This is a genomic window from Pseudomonas sp. GM41(2012) (genome assembly GCF_000282315.2).
Taxonomy (GTDB): domain Bacteria; phylum Pseudomonadota; class Gammaproteobacteria; order Pseudomonadales; family Pseudomonadaceae; genus Aquipseudomonas.
In genome coordinates this window covers 923,891-946,310 of the sequence record NZ_AKJN02000006.1, presented here as the reverse complement: position 1 = coordinate 946,310, position 22,420 = coordinate 923,891, and the positions used below count along the sequence as shown (strand labels likewise).

Genomic DNA, 22,420 nt, shown 5'->3' with positions numbered 1-22,420 from the left:
TGTCAAACAAGTGTTTCATCGGGCTTGATGGCCCTTTGCTTATTTTGTCAGTGCGTTCTTTTGCGCAATCAGTACAATCGCCCGATTTGCCCCCCGAGAATGGAAGCAGTACGGAGGGGCTGTCGCGAGTAGTCTCATGCTTATCGGTAGCTATTCCCCCACGCTGGTCATCATCTCGCTTTTTGTGGCGATTCTCGCCTCTTATACCGCGCTCGACCTGACCGGACGCATCGCCACGGCCAAGGGCCGGGCCGTGCATCTATGGACGGCGGGCGGCGCCTTTGCCATGGGGATTGGCGTGTGGTCGATGCATTTCATCGGCATGCTCGCGTTCAAATTGCCCATCGACCTCGGTTACGACGTCGGCATCACGTTGCTGTCACTGCTGACTGGCATCCTGTCCTGCGGCTTTGCCCTGTGGCTGGTCAGCCAGCCAAAATTGCCAGCCTGGCAATTGGCATTCGGCGCGCTGGTCATGGGTTCCGGGATCAGCGCGATGCACTACACCGGCATGGCCGCCATGCGCATGCAGCCGGGTATCGATTACGATCCGACGCTGTTCGGCGCCTCGCTGCTGATCGCCGTAGTCGCCTCGGGCGCTGCGTTATGGATCGCTTTCCGCCTGCGCCAGCACACGCCTTATGTCGGCCTGATCCGTGGCGGTGCGGCGGTGATCATGGGGTTCGCGATCGTCGGCATGCATTACACCGGCATGGCGGCGGCGCGTTTCCCGGATGGCAGCTTCTGTGGCGCGGCCGTCAGCGGCCTGAACGGCAAGGGCCTGGACAATCTGGTGCTGATCACCACCCTGGCAGTGTTGAGCCTTGCCTTGTTGACCTCGATCCTCGATGCGCGCCTTGAGGCCCGCACCGCAAGCCTTGCCCACTCATTGACCGAGGCCAACCGCGAACTGACTCAACTGGCTCTGCATGACACCCTGACCGGCCTGCCGAATCGCGTGTTGCTGGCTGACCGCATCGATCAGGCGATGTCCATGGTGCAGGAGCAGGGTGGTTGTTTCGCGTTGATGTTCATCGATCTGGACGGTTTCAAACCCGTCAACGATGCCTTCGGCCACCATATGGGCGATCTGTTGTTGCGTGAAGTCGGCTTGCGCTTGCGCGAGGATTTGCGCAGCCATGACACTCTGGCGAGGATCGGCGGCGATGAGTTCGTTTTACTGGTGCAGCTCGGTGAACAGAATGACGCATTGAGCCTGGCAGCCCGTCAGGTCGGGCTGATCGCGCGTTCGTTCCGGGTCGCCGAACATGACTTGCAGATTTCCGCCAGTGTCGGCATCGCGATTTATCCAGGCAACGGCGAAACCGCCGAAGAGTTACTGATGAACGCCGACGCGGCGATGTATCACGCCAAGGGTGCCGGGAAAAACGGTTATAGCTTCTTCGATGCTTCGATGAACAGCAACGCGCGTAAACAGCTGCAATTGCTGCAGGACCTGCGTATCGCTCTGGATCAGCAGCAATTCAGTCTCTATTACCAACCCAAATTCGATGCCAACAATGGCCGACCGGTCGGTGCTGAGGCCTTGCTGCGCTGGGTGCATCCGACCCAGGGCATGTTGCTCCCGGACAAGTTCATCGAACTGGCGGAAAAGACCGGGCTGATCATTCCGATTGGCGAGTGGGTGCTTAACGAAGCCTGCCGTCAGATGCGCGAGTGGTACGTGCTCGGGTACACCGACTGGCGCATCGCAGTGAACCTTTCGGCCCTGCAGTTCTGCCACGCAGGTCTGGTCCAGAGCGTCGCCAAAGCCTTGGCCACTCACCATTTGCCGGCCAACAGCCTGACCCTCGAGATCACGGAAACCACCGCCATGAGCGATGCCGATGCGAGCATGACGGTGCTTCAGGAACTGTCGACAATGGGGGTCGACCTGTCGATCGACGACTTTGGCACCGGCTATTCGAGCTTGATGTACCTCAAGCGCTTGCCCGCCAACGAACTGAAGATCGATCGTGGTTTTGTCCGCGATCTGGAGCGTGACAGCGATGACGCCGCCATCGTTTCCGCCATCGTCGCCCTCGGCCAGGCACTGGGGTTGCGGATCGTCGCCGAAGGGGTGGAAACCGACTCGCAGCAAGACTTCCTGACGCAACTCGGTTGTGATTCGCTGCAGGGCTACCTGCTCGGGCACCCGCTGCCGGCCGAACGCTTCATGGTGGATATTCTGCGTGCAGAGCAATTGGCGGTGAGTTGAGAACACTGTGATTGATGTGAGTCCATGCAAAAGCCAGCGATGACGGTTATTCTTGGCCCCGACCGCTAACGCTTGGTATGGGGGAAATTTCGCATGGACAAAGTCATCGTCATCACTGGCGGCAGCCGTGGTATCGGCGCCGCCACAGCCCTGTTGGCCGCCGAACAAGGCTATAAGATCTGCATCAACTACCTGGCCGACGAATCCGCTGCGCAAACGGTGCTGGAGCAAGTCCGCGCCCTCGGCGCCCAAGCCATCGCGGTGCGCGCTGACGTCAGCATCGAAGATGAAGTGATCGCGCTGTTCCACCGCGTGGACACTGAGTTGGGCCGGGTCACGGCACTGGTGAACAACGCCGGCACCGTCGGGCAAAAGTCGCGGATCGATGAAATGTCTGAATTCCGTATTCTCAAGATCCTCAGAACTAACGTCCTGGCGCCGATCCTTTGCGCCAAACACGCGATCCTGCGCATGTCGCCCAAGCATGGCGGGCAGGGTGGCAGCATCGTTAACGTGTCCTCGGTGGCCTCCCGCCTTGGCGCGCCCAATGAATACGTCGACTACGCCGCCTCCAAAGGTGCCCTGGATACGTTCACCATCGGCCTGTCCAAAGAAGTGGCTGGCGAAGGCATCCGCGTCAACGCGGTGCGCCCTGGTTACATCTACACCGATTTCCATGCATTGAGCGGTGACCCGGATCGGGTCAGCAAGCTGGAGTCGGCGATCCCGATGGCTCGGGGCGGGCGCCCGGAAGAAGTGGCTGAGGCGATTGTGTGGTTGCTGTCGGACAAGGCTTCCTATGCGACCGGGACGTTCGTTGACCTTGGTGGTGGGCGCTAAGTCCATAGATTTGCATTGTTTGTGCGGGCCTCATCGCGGGCAAGCCTTGCTCCTACAGGTTTTGTGTAGTTCGCAAAATTTGTGATCGACAGCAATCCTGTAGGAGCAAGGCTTGCCCGCGATGAGGCCGGTACAGGCAAAACCAAGGCGTCAGAACGACCGCACAATCCGCCCCAACGTCTCCATCGCCTTCTCGGCCGTCTCATCCCAGGGGCTGCCGTAATTCAGGCGGATACAATTCCTGAAGCGCTGGGTCGGTGAAAAGATCGGCCCGGGCGCAATGCTGATTCCTTGCGCCAACGCCATCTGAAACAACTTCAGTGAATCCATCTGCGGTGGCAATTCCAGCCACAAAAAGTAGCCGCCGGCCGGTTGGCTGACGCGAGTCTGCGCCGGGAAGTAGCGCGCGATGGCGGCGAGCATGGCGCTTTGCTGTTCTTCCAGGGCGTAACGCAGTTTTCGCAGGTGCCGGTCGTAACCGCCGTGTTGCAGGTAATCGGCGATGGCCGCCTGGGCCGGCATCGACGCGCACAGCGACGTCATGAGTTTCAGCCGTTCGATTTTCTGCGCATAGCGCCCGGCGGCGACCCAGCCGATGCGGTAGCCGGGGGCCAGGCTTTTGGCGAACGAACCGCAGTGCATCACCAGCCCTTCGGTATCAAAAGCCTTCGCCGGTTTCGGCGCCTGTTGGCCGTAATACAGTTCGGCGTAGACGTCGTCTTCGATCAGCGGCACCTGATGGCTGCGCAATAGCTCAACCAGTTCCTGCTTCTTCGCCTCGGGCATTGTCGCGCCCATCGGGTTCTGGAAGCTGGTCATGCACCAGACAACCTTGATCGGGTGCCGTGCCAGGGTTTGCGCGAGTACGCCTAGGTCGATGCCATCGCGCGGATGCACAGGGATTTCCACGGCTTTGAGCTTCAGCCGCTCGAGGATTTGCAGGCACGCGTAGAACGCCGGGGCTTCGATGGCCACCAGATCGCCGGGCTCGGTGACCGCTTGCAGGCACAGGTTCAGCGCTTCGAGCGCGCCGTTGGTGATCAGCAGTTCTTCCATGGGCAGCATCAGCCCGCCGACCATGTAGCGCAGGGCGATTTGTCGACGCAGTTGCGGGTTGCCCGGCGACATGTCGGTGACGACCATGCGCGGGTCCATCTCACGCGCGGCGCTGGCCAGGGAGCGGGACAGGCGCTGCAGCGGGAACAGGGTCGGGCTGGGGAAGGCCGAGCCGAAGGGCACGGTGTTCGGGTCCTTGATCGAATCGAGGACCGAGAACACCAGTTCGCTGACGTCGACTTCGGTGGACTCATTGACCTGACTGCTGATCACCGGCTCCGAGAACGGGCTCGGCGCGTGTGCGTTGACGAAGTAGCCGGAACGCGGGCGAGCGCGGATCAGGCCGCGGCGTTCGAGCAGGTAGTAGGCCTGGAACACCGTGGACGGGCTGACCCCGTAAGTCTGACTGGCGTAGCGCACCGACGGCACACGCTGGCCGGGGCCGAGAACGCCGGAGCGGATCAGTTCAGCGATGTCGTCGGCGAATTTTTCGTAGCGTTTCATCGAGTGCCCGGATTGGTGTCATTCATTGAAAAAATGGGTGGCAGTCAGGTCGCCAAGATCGCAGCCTTCGGCAGCTCCTACAATGGATTGGCGTACACCTGTAGGAGCTGCCGAAGGCTGCGATCTTTGGCTTTGCATCTTAAAGGCTCAACGATTCATCGGCGCAACAAACCGGCTCTTCGCCACGCTATAAATCTCAGGCTCATCACTGTCGGCAATCTTGAAGCTGATCGTCTGCGAACTGCTGCTCGGCCGTTCCGTGGTCATCGCCACCGACACCGGCACATCCACAATCTCGCCCGGTGCCAGGCTCAGTTCGGTCTTGCCTTGCAACTGGAAGCCGTCGCCATCGACCAGGGTCAGACGGTAATCCTGACGTTGCTGGGTCTTGTTGATGACTTTCAGGCTGTAGATGTTTTCGATCTGCCCCTGACTGTTCTCGCGGAACAGGCCACGGTCCTTGCTCACGTCCAGCGAAACCATCGGCCGCTCCACCAGCGCCAAGGCAAGCGCACCGATCATCACCAGCAAGACCGCGGTGTAGCCGATCAATCGCGGCCGCAACAAATGAGTCTTGCCACCCTGCAATTGATGCTCGGAGGTATAGCTGATCAGCCCGCGGGCGTAGCCCATTTTGTCCATGATCGAATCGCAGGCGTCGATACACGCGGCGCAGCCGATGCATTCCATCTGCAAACCGTCGCGGATGTCGATGCCGGTCGGGCAGACCTGTACGCACAGCTGACAGTCGATGCAATCACCGAGGCCGACTTCTGCCGGTGCCACGTCACGTTTGCGCGGGCCACGGTTTTCGCCACGGGCGACGTCGTAGGAGATGGTCAGGGTGTCTTTGTCGAACATCACGCTCTGGAACCGCGCATACGGACACATGTGCATGCACACCGCTTCACGCAGCCAACCGGCGTTGATGTAAGTCGCGCCGGTAAAGAACAGCACCCAGAACAGGCTGACGCCGCCCATCTGCAAGGTCAGCAGCTCTTCGGCCAGCGGCCGGATCGGGGTGAAGTAGCCGACAAAGGTCAGGCCGGTCAACAGGCTGATGGCCAGCCACAAGGTGTGCTTGGCCGAGCGGCGGACCAGTTTGTTCAGGCCCCAGGGCGCGGCTTGCAGCTTGATCCGCTGGTTGCGTTCGCCTTCGGTGAGCTTCTCGCACCACATGAAGATCCAGGTCCAGGAGCTCTGTGGGCAGGTGTAACCGCACCAGACTCGCCCGGCGAACACGGTGATCGCAAACAGGCCGAACGCGGCAATGATCAGCAGCGCCGACAGCAGGATGAAATCCTGCGGCCAGAAGGTCGCACCGAAGATGTGGAATTTGCTTTCGGAAAGGTCCCAGAGCACCGCCTGGCGGCCGCCCCAGTTCAACCACACCGTGCCGAAGAACAGCAGAAACAGAAACCCCGCGCCGCTCATGCGCAGGGTGCGGAATAAACCGGTGAAGCTGCGGGTGTGGATCAGGTTGTCGCTGGACTTGGCCTTCATCTTTGGACGCGAAGGCTCATAGCTTTGAACGGACGGGGCACTTTCAACAATTCGGACGGGGATTCTATCGCTCATGGTCTTTCGCTCATCAGCCTCCATCAGGCCTGAGCACTATGAGCGGCGATCTGTTTGCATAACAGACTCACCTATTGCAATAAAAAGCGGATCAGATGGGCATTGATCCGCAGCCTGCGACAAGTTGATGCACCCGCTACAGCGGGACGCAGACACCTATATCAAGCGTCTGCGGGGGTTATTGATCCGGGTCAGTCAAATCACCGAACCACTGTCGGTGGCCTTCAAATGCCTACGCCCGTCGACTGCGCCTGCTACGGTCAATGCGTCGGCTTCTGCTTCGGTAATGTAGAAGCGCCGATCATCGAGCTCCACTGCCGACATGGCTTTTTCCGGGTCGGTGATGATGGTGACGTCGGGACACAAACGAATTTCTTCGCCGTTCGCGGTAATGAAGAAGCAGGTCTGGTTTTCGATGCGCACAGTCATGGAGGTGCCCTTTTTCTGCGGGATCTAAAGCGTTAGGGCGCAGCCGAGGATCATCGTTCTGTGCAACCGATTAATGGTCGACGCGGTCCACCCTGAAACGACCCCTGACAAGGACAACACCATGAACGCCTGGTGGCATGAGGTTTGGGTGACCCTGCAAGCGGAGTTCGCCGACGTTGGTGACGCTTCACAACTGACGCGCATTACCGTGCGTTTGTTGATGGCGGCGGTGTTGGGCGCAATTCTCGGCTTCGAACGCGAGCACAAGGGCAAGGCCGCCGGGGTTCGCACCCACATGCTGGTGGCCCTCGGCGCCGCGCTGTTCGTGCTGGTGCCGCAAATGTCCGGCTCGCAAGCCGATGCCATGAGCCGGGTGGTGCAGGGTGTGATCGCGGGGATCGGCTTTCTTGGCGCAGGGACTATTCTGAAAAACAACGAGGGCGACGAGGGGCACGTCAAAGGCCTGACCACCGCCGCCGGGTTGTGGATGACCGCTGCCATTGGCGTCTCGGCCGGGTTGGGGCGAGAGGCGACGGCGGTGCTCAGCACGTTGCTGGCGTTGGCGATTCTCAGTGTGATGCCCGCCGTAGTGCGGATGATCGACAAGGACAAGGATCAAAATCCCTGAACTGGCGATCATTCCGGTATGACGACCACTGGCGGCATCGTCGCTGGCGGGTCTTCCCGAGGTGGCGGAGTAGTGCCGGGCGGGTCTTGCTCAGGCACAGGTTCAGGCTCGGTCGGCGGAATGGTCGGGCTGTCGATGTTTGGATCAGGCGTTTCGGCAGGGATCGGAATGCTCATAAATTCAACCTCCGGTGGCACATGGCGTAAGTCGTGCTTAAGTGTGTTGACCACGGCGTAAAGGAATTGATTCCTTCGAAGGCCCGGGCAAATCCTCGTGAACTTTTACCGGCGCCTGTCGCTCGGAACCTAAGTGAGTTCATTCCGGGGCGGACGATCCTGCGGGATGGCTATCCTGTTACAAGCCACAGACACAAGAGCGTCCATGGGGCGTAAAGGAGAGATGCTCGATGACTGCTGAAAAACCGACAGAGCTGAACTACAACCCTCATATGCCGTTGTCGCAGGCTTTACTGCTACCGCGCATCGCCATCGAAAACACCATGCCGACCCTCGATGGCGGGCAGTTCGCCGTCAAGGCCGTGATGGGTCAGGACGTGGTGGTGACCAGCAAAGTGTTCGCTGACGGTCACGACAAATTGGCCGTGCGCGTACGTTGGCACGCCGAGGGAGAGGAAACCTGGCAAAGCGAAGTCATGGCCGACCTGGGCAATAATGGTTGGCAGGGCCAGTTCCGGGTCGCGCGCCAGGGCCGTTATGTGTTTTGCATCGAAGCCTGGATCGATCAGTTCGCCAGCTTCTGTTATGAGCTGGAGAAAAAACACGCCGCCAGGGTGCCGATCAGCCTGGAGTTGCAGGAGGGGCGTACGCTGGTCCAGCAAGCCGCCGAACGCACCGAAGGGCCGCTGAGTGAGCAACTGGCGGCGCTGCACCATGAATTGTCGGGTCTGCTCGAAATCGAGCAGGTCGAGCTGTTTCTGCACCAGCGTAGCGCCGAGCTGATGACGCAGGCCGATCATCGTGCCTATTTGAGCCTCAGCCCTGAGTACCCGGTCGACGTCGAACGGGACCTGGCGCAGTTCGCCAGTTGGTATGAATTGTTTCCGCGTTCGATCACTGACGATCCGGCCCGTCATGGCACCTTCAACGATGTGCATTCGCGGCTGCCGATGATTCAGGACATGGGCTTCGATGTGCTGTACTTCCCGCCGATCCACCCGATCGGCCGCAGCTACCGCAAAGGCCCGAACAATTCCCTGACCGCCGGACCGGACGATCCGGGCAGTCCGTATGCCATTGGCAGCGAAGAGGGCGGGCATGAAGCCATACACGCCGAACTGGGCAGCCGTGAAGACTTCCGTCGGCTCGTTGCAGCAGCCGCGGACCATGGACTGGAAATCGCCCTCGACTTCGCGATTCAGTGTTCTCAGGATCACCCGTGGCTGCAGCAGCACCCGGGCTGGTTCAACTGGCGTCCCGACGGCACGATCAAATACGCCGAGAACCCGCCGAAGAAATACCAGGACATCGTCAACGTCGATTTCTATGCCACCGATGCGATCCCGAGTCTGTGGGTCGAGTTGCGCGACATCGTGGTGGGTTGGGTCGAGGAGGGCGTGAAGCTGTTTCGCGTCGACAACCCTCACACCAAACCGCTGCCGTTCTGGCAATGGCTGATCGCTGATGTGCGGGCGCTGTACCCCGAAGTGATCTTCCTGGCCGAAGCCTTTACCACCCCGGCAATGATGGCGCGGCTCGGCAAGGTCGGTTACTCCCAGAGCTACACCTACTTCACCTGGCGCAACAACAAGTCCGAGCTGGCCACCTATTTCACTGAACTCAACGAGTCACCGTGGCGCGAATGCTTTCGGCCGAACTTCTTCGTCAACACACCGGACATCAACCCGGCGTTTTTGCATGAGTCGGGGCGCGCCGGTTTTCTGATCCGCGCGGCGCTGGCGACCATGGGCTCTGGTTTGTGGGGAATGTATTCAGGCTTTGAACTGTGCGAAGCGGCACCGGTGCCGGGCAAGGAGGAATACCTCAACTCCGAGAAGTACGAAATCCGCCCACGGGACTTCAACGCGCCGGGCAACATCATTGCCGAGATCGCCCAGCTCAACCGCATCCGCCGGCAGAACCCGGCGCTGCAGACGCATCTGGGCTTGAAGGTCTACAACGCCTGGAACGACAACATTCTGTATTTCGGCAAACTCAGCGCGGATGGCAGCAATTTCATTCTGGTGGCCGTCAGTCTTGATCCGCATAACGTCCAGGAAGCGAATTTCGAATTGCCGCTGTGGGAAATGGGCTTGCCCGACGACGCCAGCACCCAGGGCGAAGACTTGATGAGCGGTCATCGCTGGACCTGGCACGGCAAGTACCAATTCATGCGGATCGACCCGGCACATCAACCGTTCGGGATCTGGCGAATCAGCATTTCCTGAGCCTGCTTATGTGGCGAGGGGATTTATCCCCGTTGGGCCGCGAAGCGGCCCCCAATCCGCCCAGACACCGCATCAACAAGATTAAAAGCATGCGACTGCTTCGCAGCCGAACGGGGATAAATCCCCTCGCCACAAAAGCCCCCTTCACCACACGTAGGCGTTCGGCTCAAAGGCTTCACTGAATTCAACAGGAGTTTCAAATGGCGAAGAAACCCAAGGCAGCCACCTTCATCAAGGACCCGCTCTGGTACAAGGATGCGGTGATCTACCAGGTTCACGTTAAGTCTTTTTTCGACTCCAACAATGACGGGATCGGCGACTTTCCCGGTCTTATCGCCAAACTCGATTACATTGCCGATCTGGGCGTCAACACTATCTGGCTGTTGCCGTTCTATCCCTCGCCACGGCGTGATGACGGCTACGACATTGCCGAATACCGTGGCGTGCATTCCGACTACGGCACCATGGCCGACGCGAAACGTTTCATCTCGGAAGCCCACAAACGTGGCCTGCGAGTGATTACCGAACTGGTCATCAACCACACCTCGGACCAGCACGCCTGGTTTCAGCGTGCGCGCAAGGCCAAGAAAGGTTCGGCGGCGCGGGATTTCTACGTCTGGTCGGATGACGATCAAAAGTACGACGGCACCCGCATCATTTTTCTCGACACCGAAAAGTCCAACTGGACCTGGGACCCGGTGGCCGGCCAGTACTTCTGGCACCGTTTCTATTCCCACCAGCCAGACCTGAATTTCGATAACCCGCAAGTCATGAAAGCCGTGCTGTCGGTAATGCGCTACTGGCTGGACATGGGCATCGACGGTCTGCGCCTCGACGCGATCCCGTACCTGATCGAACGCGACGGCACCAACAACGAAAACCTGCCCGAGACCCACGACGTCCTCAAGCAGATCCGTGCCGAAATCGACGCCAATTACCCGGACCGCATGCTGCTGGCCGAGGCCAACCAATGGCCCGAAGACACGCAGCTTTACTTCGGCGACACCGACGCCAAAGGCCTGAACGGCGACGAATGCCACATGGCGTTCCACTTCCCGCTGATGCCACGCATGTACATGGCGCTGGCCCAGGAAGACCGTTTCCCGATCACCGATATCCTGCGTCAGACCCCGGAGATCCCGGCCAACTGTCAGTGGGCGATTTTCCTGCGCAACCACGATGAGCTGACCCTGGAAATGGTCACCGACAAGGAGCGCGATTACCTGTGGAATTACTACGCGGCCGACCGTCGGGCGCGGATCAACCTTGGGATTCGCCGCCGCTTGGCGCCGTTGATGGAGCGCGACCGTCGTCGCGTAGAACTGCTTAACAGTTTGCTGCTGTCGATGCCCGGTACGCCGACCCTGTATTACGGCGATGAAATCGGCATGGGCGACAACATCTACCTCGGCGACCGTGACGGCGTGCGCACGCCCATGCAGTGGTCGATTGACCGTAACGGCGGTTTCTCCCGCGCTGACCCGGCCAGCCTGGTGCTGCCACCGATCATGGACCCGCAATACGGTTACCTGTCGGTCAACGTTGAAACCCAGGCCGGCGACCCGCATTCGTTGCTCAACTGGACCCGGCGCATGCTCGCCGTGCGCAAGCAGTCCAAGGCCTTCGGTCGCGGCACACTGAAAATGCTCTCGCCGAGTAACCGACGGATCCTGGCCTATACCCGGGAATTCACCGGACCGGATGGTAGGTACGAAATCATTCTGTGCGTGGCCAACGTATCGCGCAGTGCGCAAGCGGCGGAGCTGGATTTATCCGCTTATGCCGGCATGGTGCCGGTGGAAATGCTTGGCGGTAACGCCTTCCCGCCGATCGGCCAGTTGAATTTCCTTCTGACCCTGGCGCCTTACGGCTTCTACTGGTTCGGCCTGGCAGCAGAAAACCAGATGCCAAGCTGGCACGTGGAACCGGCGCAAAGCCTGCCGGACTTCACCACGCTGGTGCTGAAGAAACGCATGGAAGAACTGCTCGAAGCGCCGTCCCGCGGCACGCTGGAGCAGGGCATCTTGCCGAGCTGGCTACAGAATCGCCGCTGGTTTGCCGGCAAGGACGCGGCCATCGAACAGGTCAACATCGCCTACGGCGTGCGCTTCGGCGATCCGCTGCACCCCGTGTTGTTGAGTGAAATCGACGTCACCAGTGGCGGCCAGACCAGCCGCTATCAGTTGCCGTTCGGTTTTATCTCTGAAGATCAGGTGGGTGCCGCGTTGCCTCAGCAACTGGCCTTGTCTCGGGTCCGGCGCGTGCGTCAGGTTGGCTTGATCACTGATGCCTTCAGCCTCGATACCTTTGTGCATGCGGTATTGCAGGGCATGCAAAGTAATACCGTAGTGCCATCCAGTGCGGGCGATATCTGCTTTGAGCCGACGTGGGAACTGGCGAAACTCGGCCTGACCGGGGAATCGGAAGTGCGTTACCTGTCCGCCGAGCAGTCCAACAGTTCGGTGGTGATCGGCAACAGCCTGGTGCTGAAACTGATCCGCAAGGTCGCGTCCGGCGTGCACCCGGAACTGGAAATGAGCGCGTTCCTGACTCACGCCGGTTTCCGCAATATCTCGCCGCTACTGGGTTCGGTGGTTCGCCGTGATCCGGCGGGTGAGGAAAGTCTGCTGATGATTGCCCAAGGCTACTTGAGCAATCAGGGCGACGCCTGGGAATGGACCCAGAACAACCTTGAACGGGCGCTGCGCGACGAGCTGGCCGACGCCATGTCCGAGCAGGAGCAACACTACAACGCCTTGGGTGAACTCAGAGACTTCGCCGGCATGCTCGGTCAGCGTCTGGGTGAAATGCATCAGGTGCTGGCGGCGCCCAGCGACAACCCGGACTTCGCCCCGAAAGTCACTACCCAGAAAGAGGCCCTGGCCTGCGCCAAGGACGTGGCGGCGCAACTGGAGCACGCGCTGGAATTGCTCAAACAGCATCAAAGCGAATTGAACCCGGCAGACAAAGCCTTGGTCACTCGTTTACTGGACAACAAAAAAGCCATCCTCAGCCATGTTCAGGAGCTGGGCAAAAAAGCCGTTGGGGGTCTGCGCATTCGCGTCCACGGGGACTTGCACCTGGGGCAGGTGCTGGTGATCAAGGGCGACGCCTACCTGATCGACTTCGAAGGCGAGCCGGCGCGGCCGCTGCACGAACGACGGGGCAAACACAGCCCGTACAAAGACGTCAGTGGCGTATTGCGCTCCTTTGACTACGCTGCGGCGATGGCGATCAATGTGCACAACGTCGACAACACGGCCGATGCCCAAGCCGCTCGTCAACGTGTCGCCGATCGCTATTTGAATGAAGCAAGACACGCATTTGTCGACGCTTATCGGCTAGCGGCAGCTAGTCTTGCTCATGCATGGCAAGATCCGGAAGGCGAGGACGCCGCATTGGCGTTGTTCGGCCTGGAGAAGGCAGCGTATGAAGTGGCCTATGAGGCAGAAAATCGCCCCACATGGTTGCCCGTGCCGTTGCACGGTTTGTATGGATTATTGAGTGGGCTTAAACCCTTTTCCGATCTTGGTGGAGAGTAGTCATGAGTTTCTCGAACAAGGAACAGGGGCACGCTAAAGAAGCGTTGCTGCCCAGATCGCGGGACATCGACGCACTGGTACGCGCCGAACATCACGACCCCTTTGCAATTCTTGGCCCCCACGGCGATGGTGCCGGCGGGCAATTCATTCGGGCCTATTTGCCGGACGCCTTGAGCGTGCAGGTACTGGCCAAGGACTCCGGGGAAGAGCTCGGCAACCTTGAGGCCACCCAGACGCCGGGCCTGTTCGTCGGGCACTTCGATCGGGCGCAGCCGTATCTGCTGCGAACCCGGTGGGCCGGCGGCGAACAGGTTTCCGAAGACACTTACAGCTTTGGCCCGTTGCTCGGCGAGATGGACTTGTACTTGTTCGCCGAAGGCAATCACCGCGACCTCAGCGCTTGCCTGGGCGCACAGCTGAAAACGGTCGACGGTGTCGATGGCGTGCGTTTCGCCGTGTGGGCACCGAACGCCAAGAGGGTGTCGGTGGTGGGTGACTTCAACAACTGGGACGGTCGCCGGCACCCGATGCGCCTGCGCCATCCTACCGGCGTATGGGAAATTTTCGTCCCGCGCATGCAAGCGGGGGAAACGTACAAATACGAAATCCTCGGTAGCCACGGCATTCTGCCACTCAAGGCCGACCCGATGGCGCTGGCCACCTCGCTGCCGCCGGACACCGCGTCAAAAGTCGCTTCGCCGCTGAACATCGATTGGCAGGATCAGGAGTGGATGCAATCGCGGGGCGACCGTCATCGGGTGAGTGCGCCGCTGTCGATCTACGAATTGCATGCAGGGTCCTGGCAATGTGAGCTGGATGATTTGGGCGAAGTTGCGCGCCTGTACACCTGGCATGAGTTGGCCGAGCGGCTGATTCCTTACGTGAAGGAACTGGGTTTTACCCACATCGAGCTGATGCCGATCATGGAGCACCCGTTCGGCGGCTCCTGGGGCTATCAGCTGCTGTCGCAATTCGCCCCAAGCGCCCGCTACGGGTCGCCGGATGACTTCGCCGCGTTCGTCAATGCCTGCCACCAGGCCGATATTGGCGTGATCCTCGATTGGGTGCCGGCCCATTTCCCGACCGATATTCACGGTCTGGCGCAATTCGACGGCACCGCGCTGTACGAGTACGGCAACCCGCAGGAAGGCTTCCATCAGGACTGGGACACGCTGATCTACAACCTGGGTCGCACCGAAGTGCACGGCTACATGCTGGCCTCGGCGCTGCACTGGCTCAAACATTTCCACGTCGACGGTCTGCGGGTCGATGCCGTGGCTTCGATGCTGTATCGCGATTACTCGCGCAAGGCCGGCGAATGGGTGCCAAACCGTCACGGCGGTCGAGAAAACCTCGAAGCCATCGACTTCCTGCGCCATCTCAATGACGTGGTCGACCTCGAAGCCCCCGGCGCGCTGGTGATCGCCGAAGAATCCACCGCGTGGCCGGGTGTCAGCCAGGGCACGCAACAGGGCGGACTGGGCTTCGACTACAAATGGAACATGGGCTGGATGCACGATTCGCTGCACTACATCCAGCAAGACCCGGTGTACCGCGCTCATCACCACAACGAACTGAGTTTTGGCCTGGTGTATGCCTGGTCCGAGCGTTTTATCCTGCCGATTTCCCACGACGAGGTGGTACACGGCAAGCACTCGCTGATCGACAAGATGCCGGGCGATCGCTGGCAGAAATTCGCCAACCTGCGCGCCTACCTCAGTTTCATGTGGGCACATCCGGGCAAGAAGCTATTGTTCATGGGCTGCGAGTTTGGTCAGTGGCGTGAGTGGAACCACGATCAGCAACTCGACTGGTACTTGCTGCAGTACTCGGAACACAAAGGTGTGCAGAAACTCGTCGGCGATCTTAATCGGCTGTATCGCGAAGAACCGGCGCTGCACGATCAGGACGATGCGCCGCAAGGCTTCCAGTGGTTGATTGGTGATGATGCAATCAACAGTGTTTACGCCTTCATGCGCTGGAGCAGGGAGGGGCGGCCGGTGTTGGTGGTGGCTAACTTCACCCCGGTGCCGCGTGAGGGTTATCGCATCGGCGTACCGTTTGTGGGGCGTTGGACCGAGGTGATCAATAGCGATGCGGCCACTTACGCCGGTTCGAACTATGGCAACAGCGGCGGGGCGTTTACCGAGGACGAGCCGAGCCATGGCCAGGCACTCTCGTTGGTATTGAACCTGCCGCCGCTGGCGGTGTTGATGCTGCGTCCGGAGGGTTGATCTAAAACCGAGTCGCTCCCATCGCGAGCGGGCTCACTCCCACATTGGTTTTGTGTACGACATCAATCCAATGTGGGAGCGAGCCTGCTCGCGATGGCGTCAGCCCGAACAATCAATTTCTTGAACTGAAACGCTCACCACCGCATCCGCACACCCAAACTCCCAATAAACCCGTTCAAATCATTGCCATCCACATCACTGCTGTAGTCGGCGCTGACGTAAAGACTCACGGCGGGCGTCACTCTGGCCACCAGGCCCAAACCCACTTCGACGGTCGATGAGTAGCGGCTGCTGCTGATCTTCTCGACCTGATCGAGGTTCACGGTATCGCTGGTGTACACCGTATGCCACAAGTTGGTTCGCACATAGGGTTCGACTCCCAGCCCGTTGATGTCGTAATTACCTTTCAACCGTGCACCGACCCGGCCGCTCCAGGACGTCAGATCGCCGGACGAGGCATTGCCTGAGCCGGCATACGGGGTGTCCAGGGTAATGCGTTGATTGATTAATTGCGCCTGGGGTTCAACTACCCAGTTATCGCTCAGACCAATGGGGAAACCACCTTCCACCGACAGCGTCACCGCGTTGCCCTCGGTCGGCAGTCGGGCGCCCTGGTCATTGCGGGTATAGCCGTTGACCCGACCGCCGCTGGCCGTCAAGTCCACGTGCCAGCCTTGGGGCCCGGTCAAACTCCAGTAAGCGCCGAGGCTCTGGCCTTCGAGGTTGAGGGTGTCGTGGCTGGGGTCAGCAAGGGCGCGACCGGTCAGCAGCCCGTTGCTGTTGCCTTGTAACTGAGTCATACCGCCGACCAGCCCGACCCGCTGGGTATGACCGCTATCGCTTTGCAGCGTCAGGATCGCCGGGCCTTTGAATTCGCTACTGCCAGGGACAGCAAACCCCTGAGCCAGAACATCGGTTTGCGCCTGCCGCGAAGCCAGTCCATACATCTGATCCCAGGCCGAAGGCGTAGCGTCCTCGATGGTCAGGTGTGAACTTCGTGTATCGGAGGCGGGGCTGAAGCGGCCGGAGTAGGGGGCGGTGAAAGTGACGGCGGGTAAGGTCATGACCGGAACATCCTGACGGTACCAAGGCGTGGTGTCATTCTCTGCCGGCCCTGCCAGTACTTCCATGGACGAGCACAGTAGGAGTGAGCTCGAGACAGTGCAAAAAGTAACTTTGATCTCTTGTTGGGTGAATGAAGTTTTCATGGAGGTCTGCCTTGCTATCGCATGCGGTATCTCGCTCTGGCGTCTCTCTCCTACCCGAATGAGGGGCGACCGAATGTAGTGGGGCAAGCCGCTGGCCGCCCGATTTTGCGGGTGTCTTGTGGTTTGCCCCTGGTGTATTTCCGGGGGTAGTAACGTGTAGCTAAGAAGACCCTTGACATTGCGTCAAGAAAATGGCCGATAAATGGTATGTGTATTTTGTGACTCGCAAGTGACTGATTTTCGACGCACATCTAAGTTCTTGTTTGTTCGGAAAATCGTCAAAAATTCCGCGTCCCAGAGCGTTTTTGATAGTGGGCTACCGGTCTACCCACTCACTCTGACACCGATATTTGCAGCCGTTGCGCGCAGCTGATTGCTGTCGATATTGCGGGTGTAATCGACTCCGCCATATAAGGTTCCAGTGGTCGTCCGACCTTTGAATGCTGCTAAACAGCGAGGACGCAGGCGCCCTCGCTACACGCCTGGCGACTACCCAGGCTTGTGGTTATCCAGTACTCGATTGACCGCTAACTCACCCAACATGATCATCCGTTGCAGCACCAGCATCGTTTGCCGTCGCGGGCCGTCCGTTATGTCGGCGAGATCGTTGACCATGGCGCTGGCTGATGCCAACGATTCGCAGGCCTCGACGAGCAACGTTTCGTCATCCACCGCTGCGTCGATGGTGAAAATGGTGCTGGGCTTGTAGGGCGGTATCTGCGTTTTCGACGCCCCGGGGTTGAGGTAAAAGCTGAGTGCGCGGTCGGCCGCCTCTCTCATTTTCTTGGGGTCAAGATCAATGAAGGCGTCGTAGGGTACTGGACCCGTGTGCGGGGGATTCGGCGTTACTTTGAACATAGATCTGATTTCCAGAGTTGAGGCCGCTACCGCTCTCGACTAAAAGAGGGTGGCGGCTGTACGCAGGTTAGTCGACCGGTGGAATCAGCAAGCCCGGCGCGCCCAAGGGCGCCCTGCGCACAACCACCATCAAGCACAGGCATAGAACGACCTGACTGAATGGCGCTTATGCACCTTACCGATAACCACCGAGCGACTAAACCCGACCACTGATGAGCAGTGGCAGGTAAACGATAGAGGCCGGGGTCAAAGCGCACAAGCCGGCGGATTCTGGCGCACGCGTAGGTAACGACGCAAGGTGTTGTAGCCGTTAGGACGTAACACCGAGTGTCTTTAAACGCGTTCGCTAAACGCATGAAAGCGGCCGGCACAGTAGTCTACGAAGCTAATGAGCGTTTCAAAGATGCACTTCCACCGCCAACGGCAAGTGATCCGACAAATGCGTCCAGGGCTTGTGCCCCAGTATTCGCGGCTCATGACTGCTGGCATTGCGCAGATAAATCCGATCCAGACGCAGCAGTGGAAAGCGCGCCGGATAGGTTTTCGCCGGGCGACCGAGGTGGCGCTCGAAGGCTTCATGCAGGTAATCGCGACGGGACAGGGCGGTATTGCCTTGCAGCTGCCAGTCGTTGAAGTCGCCGGCGATGATCACCGGTGCATCGTCGGGTAACGATTCGAGCAGTTGGCACAGAAGCTGGAGCTGTAGTTGGCGATGGCTTTCCAACAGACTCAAGTGCACGCAAATCGCATGCACTTCAGTGTGCCCCGGCACATCCAGTACGCAATGCAGCAGGCCGCGGCGTTCGGGGCCGGTGATTGAGACGTCGAGGTTGCGGTGTTCGCGGATCGGGTATTTCGATAACAGGGCATTGCCGTGGTGACCGTTGGGGTAGACCGCGTTACGGCCGTAGGCGAAGTCGCTCCACATGCTGTCGGCCAGGAACTCGTATTGTGAGGTCTGCGGCCAATCGTTGTAGCGAGTGGAATGGCGGTCGTGTTCACCGACGACTTCCTGCAGAAACACCAGGTCCGCCGACGTACTGCGTACCGCTTCACGCAGTTCCGGGAGAATGAAACGTCGGTTGAGTGCGGTAAAACCCTTGTGGGTATTGACCGTCAGCACTCTCAATCGATGAATCGCCGGCGGCGTGTTCAATGGAGATGATTCGACGGCCTGCCACTTGGAATCACTGGTCACGTTCACTCCTCTGAATCAGGACGGGTTATGTATGCGACTGATACAGCGGCGGGCAGTTCAGTGCGATTTGCGGTAGATATTTGTAAAGCAAAAGATCGCAGCCTCCGGCAGCTCCTACAGGTGTACGCGCAAATGTAGGAGCTGCCGAAGGCTGCGATCTTTTGATCTTCAGACGAAGACAATTTCATAAGGCAACCGTATCCGTTCCAGAAGCACCGGGGGCAGCAGCGGGGCGAGGCCGATGGCCGGCTCGCCGTCGAGCTGGCTGGCGTAGGCGTGGGTGGCGTGGCTTTTGCGCGCGACGGTCCAGGTGTCCAGGCGAACCTTGCGCGCGCGATGCCACGGGATGAGCCCTCGATCACGCGTTGGCCAGTGCCAGGCCCAGACCGGTATTTCGTTGAACGCCGCCCCGACCATGGCCGCGGCCTTGACGCTGGCCCGGCCAACGGCGTCATGGTCGACAATGCCATCCTCGCGCCAGGTGCTGAACACCACATCCCCGGGGCGTAAATAACGGGCAATGAACTGAGTCATCTGCAATTCCCGTTCAGCCAGCGCGTTGTCGGTGAAGCCACCGCGAATCCATTTGAGGCTGTGCATCGGCAGCCCGAGCCGGCGCAAGGCTTCGAGGCTTTCCTGGGGGCGGAACACGCTCAAGCGTTTCTCCGACCACTGTTGCGAGCCCGGATGGCTGGCGCTGCCGTCGGTCATCGAGATTAACTGGAGCGGATGTCCCAAGGCGCTGAGCAACTGCAGCAGGCCGCCGCAGGTCACGACTTCATCGCCAGGGTGTGGGGCAATCACTACAGCGCGTGCGCCGGGGGGGACCAGGGTCTGAGTGCTGATGACAGGAATGTTGTCCAGTTGCGGGGCGCTGTTCCAGATTTGTACGGGTAGGCTGCTTTCACTGATGGAAACCGATTTCATGGCTACATCCTTGTTCTCGTTGATAGCAATGTGCAGCGCTCCAAACCCTGGATTGCTGCGAGCAGAGTATTGCTCATGTCACGCTATTCGTCGCCTCGATGTTCCATTCAGTATGTTTTTTCATCCGGGCCGCACCCCGTCCCGGCACCGCAACGCTGCGGATACCGCCTGAAATCCCTGAAAGTCTATTTCACTCATCTTCCTCACGCTGCAATTCGAACAGCAGCAGCGAACGGCCAGTGACCGAATATTCGCGCCCGAACTCGAAGCGTTCCTGACCCCGAATCGACGGCTGATTGGTGTCGATCATGCAGGTCCAGAAACCGCCGTCAGGCACTTCCGGAAGCAGGAAATTGACGATGTCGTGGTGCGCGTTGACCACCAACAACAGGGTGGCGTCAGCACCTTTGCGGCGGATACCGGTTTCCTGGGCGCGGCCATCCATCAGCATGCCGAGGCAGCGGCCATGGCCTTCCTCCCATTGTTCGGTGGACATTTCACTGCCATCCGGCGCGAGCCAGGTGACGTCCTTGACGCCGATGTCCTCGTTGTAATTGCCCACCAGGAACCGGCCGCGACGCAGGATCGGGTAGGCCAGGCGCAACTTGATCAGGCGTTTGACGAACTTGAGCAGGGCCTTGCCGTCTTCGCTCAGGTCCCAATTGACCCAACCGATCTCGCTGTCCTGGCAATAGGCGTTGTTGTTGCCTTCCTGGGTGCGGGCGAATTCGTCGCCGGCCACCAACATCGGTGTGCCTTGGGACAGCAGCAGCGTGGCAAAGAAATTACGCATTTGGCGCTGACGCAGCTCATTGATCTCGGGATCGTCGGTCGGTCCTTCGACGCCGTGGTTCCAGGACAGGTTGTTGTTGCTGCCGTCCTGATTGTTCTCGTCGTTGGCTTCGTTGTGTTTGTCGTTGTACGACACCAGGTCGTTCAAGGTGAAGCCGTCGTGGGCGGTGACGAAGTTCACCGAGGCATACGGCCGTCGGCCACGCTGATTGAACATCTCGCCGGAAGCGGTCATGCGACTGGCGAAGTCCGCCAGTTGGCCGTCGTCGCCTTTCCAGAATGCACGCACGGTGTCGCGGAATTTGTCATTCCACTCGACCCAACCGGGCGGAAAGTTACCGACCTGATAGCCACCGGGGCCGCAATCCCAGGCTTCTGCAATCATCTTCACCTGACGCAGCACCGGGTCCTGACGGCAGGCCACAAGGAAGCTGTGACGTTCGTCGAAGCCATCGTGGTAGCGCCCGAGAATGGTCGCCAAGTCGAAGCGGAAACCGTCCACGTGCATTTCCGAGGCCCAGTAGCGCAGGGAGTCGGTGACCATTTGCAGCACGCACGGGTGACTCAGGTCCAGGGTGTTGCCGGTGCCGGAATCGTTGATGTAGAAACGCTTGTCATCGGGCATCAAGCGGTAGTAAGAGGCGTTGTCGATGCCGCGCATGGACAGGGTCGGGCCTTGTTCGTTGCCCTCGGCGGTGTGGTTGTAGACCACGTCGAGGATCACTTCAAGATTGGCTTCGTGCAGGTGCGCGACCATCTCCTTGAACTCGGCGATCTTGCCGCTGGCCAGGTAACGCGGGTCGGGGGCGAAGAACGCGATGCTGTTGTAGCCCCAGTAATTGGTCATGCCTTTGTGCAACAGATGCTGGTCGTTGACGAAGGCATGAATCGGCAGCAATTCCACCGTCGACACGCCGAGCTTGCGGATGTGTTCCAGCACGTCATCGACCATCAACCCGGCGAAGGTGCCGCGCACGTTATCGGGGACGGAGGGGTGACGCATGCTGAAACCGCGCACGTGAGTTTCATAAATGATGGTCTTGTCCCACGGCACGCTGACCCGATGGTCGTGACCCCAGGTATGGGCGGGGTCGATCACCTTGCACTTGGGCACGAACGGCGCGCTGTCGCGCTCATCGAAACTGAGGTCGGCGTCGGGGTGGCCGATGGTGTAGCCGAACAACGCTTCGGACCATTTCAACTGGCCGACCAGTTGTTTGGCGTAGGGGTCGATCAGCAGTTTGTTGGGGTTGAAGCGATGACCGTTTGCCGGGTCGTACGGGCCGTAGACACGGTAGCCGTAGATCATCCCCGGATGCGCGTCGGGCAGGTAGCCGTGATAGATCTCGTCGGTGTATTCCGGCAGTTCGATGCGTTCCAGTTCGACCTCGCCGGCATCATCGAAGATGCACAGCTCGACCTTGGTGGCATTGGCGGAAAACAAGGCGAAGTTGACCCCCAGGCCATCCCAGGTCGCGCCCAGCGGGAAGGGCAAGCCTTCACGGATTCGCGAGGCCTCGGCTTGAGGTTCTGGCGCGGCTTTCTTCGGACTGGTCATAGGTGCTCCTGCAAAGGGGGGACAATTCTTGGCTCTGGTTTTTTTTGAGGGCGAGCGAGCCCTCGGTGGCGAGAAGGCTCGCCACGAGGTCAATCAGGACAAAGGTGAAAGGCGTCAGACAGCGGGCGGCTTACGCGCTGCTCGAGGCTTTTTCTCGCTGGCTTTTTCGCCCGGCGGAATGACCTTGGAGGCAGCGGCGGGCTTGGCTTTGGTTTTTGCCACCGCTGCCTTGCCATTGGCTTTGCTGGCAGGGGCCTTGGTGCCGTCGCCTTTGCTGGCAGCGGCTTTTGGCGATTTGCTCGGTGCCAGGGCTTCGGCTTCAGCCAGTTTGCGGGCCATCTCCCAGTGGCGAGCGTCCTGACCCTCGGGTTTTCCTTCCGATTCCCAGATCTGATAGGCGAATTCGCGGATGCGTTTATCGTTTGTGCTCATCGAAATGCTCCTGA

General features: G+C 59.7%; 16 protein-coding genes. 6 read left to right on the top strand and 10 right to left on the bottom strand.

Annotation, left to right across the window (positions count from 1 at the left end):
* Nucleotides 1–136 precede the first annotated feature (136 nt).
* Together PMI27_RS21540 and PMI27_RS21545 are read left to right on the top strand one after the other, a co-directional pair.
* On the top strand, nt 137–2,218 hold the full coding sequence (locus PMI27_RS21540; protein WP_008150875.1) for a putative bifunctional diguanylate cyclase/phosphodiesterase: 2,082 nt from the start codon (nt 137–139) through the stop codon (nt 2,216–2,218).
* 93 nt (nt 2,219–2,311) lie between these two features.
* Nucleotides 2,312–3,058 (top strand): SDR family oxidoreductase, encoded by a 747-nt coding sequence (locus tag PMI27_RS21545; RefSeq protein ID WP_008150878.1) that lies wholly within the window; start codon nt 2,312–2,314, stop codon nt 3,056–3,058.
* A 150-nt stretch (nt 3,059–3,208) separates the two neighbouring features.
* Here PMI27_RS21545 and mapR read toward each other — a convergent pair whose 3' ends face one another.
* The 3 genes from mapR to PMI27_RS21560 all read right to left on the bottom strand — a co-directional run bounded on the left by mapR (nt 3,209) and on the right by PMI27_RS21560 (nt 6,625).
* The gene (mapR, locus tag PMI27_RS21550) at nt 3,209–4,618 is read right to left on the bottom strand and encodes a GntR family transcriptional regulator MpaR (protein WP_008150880.1); all 1,410 of its coding nucleotides are present in this window, start codon (nt 4,616–4,618) and stop codon (nt 3,209–3,211) included.
* Between the two features lie 147 nt (nt 4,619–4,765).
* A complete protein-coding gene (ccoG, locus tag PMI27_RS21555) occupies nt 4,766–6,196 on the bottom strand; it encodes a cytochrome c oxidase accessory protein CcoG (protein WP_008150882.1) in 1,431 nt (476 codons plus the stop codon).
* A gap of 195 nt (nt 6,197–6,391) precedes the next feature.
* Entirely contained in the window at nt 6,392–6,625 is a 234-nt protein-coding gene (locus PMI27_RS21560) for a DUF3203 family protein (protein ID WP_008150884.1), read from the bottom strand.
* Nucleotides 6,626–6,746: 121 nt separating this feature from the next.
* Between PMI27_RS21560 and PMI27_RS21565 the strand changes: the two genes are divergently transcribed.
* A complete protein-coding gene (locus PMI27_RS21565; protein WP_008150887.1) occupies nt 6,747–7,253 on the top strand; it encodes an MgtC/SapB family protein in 507 nt (168 codons plus the stop codon).
* An 8-nt stretch (nt 7,254–7,261) separates the two neighbouring features.
* On the opposite strand, the gene PMI27_RS31855 is transcribed toward PMI27_RS21565, so the two are convergent.
* Nucleotides 7,262–7,429, bottom strand: a complete 168-nt coding sequence (locus tag PMI27_RS31855) for a hypothetical protein (RefSeq protein ID WP_008150889.1) — start codon at nt 7,427–7,429, stop codon at nt 7,262–7,264.
* 230 nt (nt 7,430–7,659) lie between these two features.
* On the opposite strand from PMI27_RS31855, the gene PMI27_RS21570 reads away from it, so the two are divergent.
* From PMI27_RS21570 to glgB, 3 genes are all read left to right on the top strand, one after another.
* Nucleotides 7,660–9,657, top strand: coding sequence for an alpha-1,4-glucan--maltose-1-phosphate maltosyltransferase (locus PMI27_RS21570; protein ID WP_008150891.1), 1,998 nt, complete (start codon nt 7,660–7,662; stop codon nt 9,655–9,657).
* A gap of 200 nt (nt 9,658–9,857) precedes the next feature.
* On the top strand, nt 9,858–13,199 hold the full coding sequence (treS, locus tag PMI27_RS21575; RefSeq protein WP_024164545.1) for a maltose alpha-D-glucosyltransferase: 3,342 nt from the start codon (nt 9,858–9,860) through the stop codon (nt 13,197–13,199).
* Nucleotides 13,200–13,201: 2 nt separating this feature from the next.
* Complete coding sequence (gene glgB, locus PMI27_RS21580; protein WP_008145527.1) at nt 13,202–15,433, top strand: 1,4-alpha-glucan branching protein GlgB; 2,232 nt, start codon at nt 13,202–13,204, stop codon at nt 15,431–15,433.
* A 134-nt stretch (nt 15,434–15,567) separates the two neighbouring features.
* Here glgB and PMI27_RS21585 read toward each other — a convergent pair whose 3' ends face one another.
* The 6 genes from PMI27_RS21585 to PMI27_RS21610 all read right to left on the bottom strand — a co-directional run bounded on the left by PMI27_RS21585 (nt 15,568) and on the right by PMI27_RS21610 (nt 22,406).
* On the bottom strand, nt 15,568–16,641 hold the full coding sequence (locus tag PMI27_RS21585; RefSeq protein WP_033053107.1) for an autotransporter domain-containing protein: 1,074 nt from the start codon (nt 16,639–16,641) through the stop codon (nt 15,568–15,570).
* A gap of 489 nt (nt 16,642–17,130) precedes the next feature.
* Nucleotides 17,131–17,499, bottom strand: a complete 369-nt coding sequence (locus tag PMI27_RS21590) for a DUF6124 family protein (RefSeq protein ID WP_024164544.1) — start codon at nt 17,497–17,499, stop codon at nt 17,131–17,133.
* 397 nt (nt 17,500–17,896) lie between these two features.
* Nucleotides 17,897–18,697, bottom strand: a complete 801-nt coding sequence (locus PMI27_RS21595) for an endonuclease/exonuclease/phosphatase family protein (RefSeq protein WP_008154352.1) — start codon at nt 18,695–18,697, stop codon at nt 17,897–17,899.
* Nucleotides 18,698–18,865: 168 nt separating this feature from the next.
* Complete coding sequence (locus PMI27_RS21600; RefSeq protein WP_008154351.1) at nt 18,866–19,624, bottom strand: PIG-L deacetylase family protein; 759 nt, start codon at nt 19,622–19,624, stop codon at nt 18,866–18,868.
* Between the two features lie 190 nt (nt 19,625–19,814).
* Nucleotides 19,815–21,974 (bottom strand): glycogen debranching protein GlgX, encoded by a 2,160-nt coding sequence (gene glgX / locus PMI27_RS21605; protein WP_008154349.1) that lies wholly within the window; start codon nt 21,972–21,974, stop codon nt 19,815–19,817.
* 114 nt (nt 21,975–22,088) lie between these two features.
* The gene (locus PMI27_RS21610; RefSeq protein ID WP_008154348.1) at nt 22,089–22,406 is read right to left on the bottom strand and encodes a DUF2934 domain-containing protein; all 318 of its coding nucleotides are present in this window, start codon (nt 22,404–22,406) and stop codon (nt 22,089–22,091) included.
* Between the last annotated feature and the right edge of the window lie 14 nt (nt 22,407–22,420).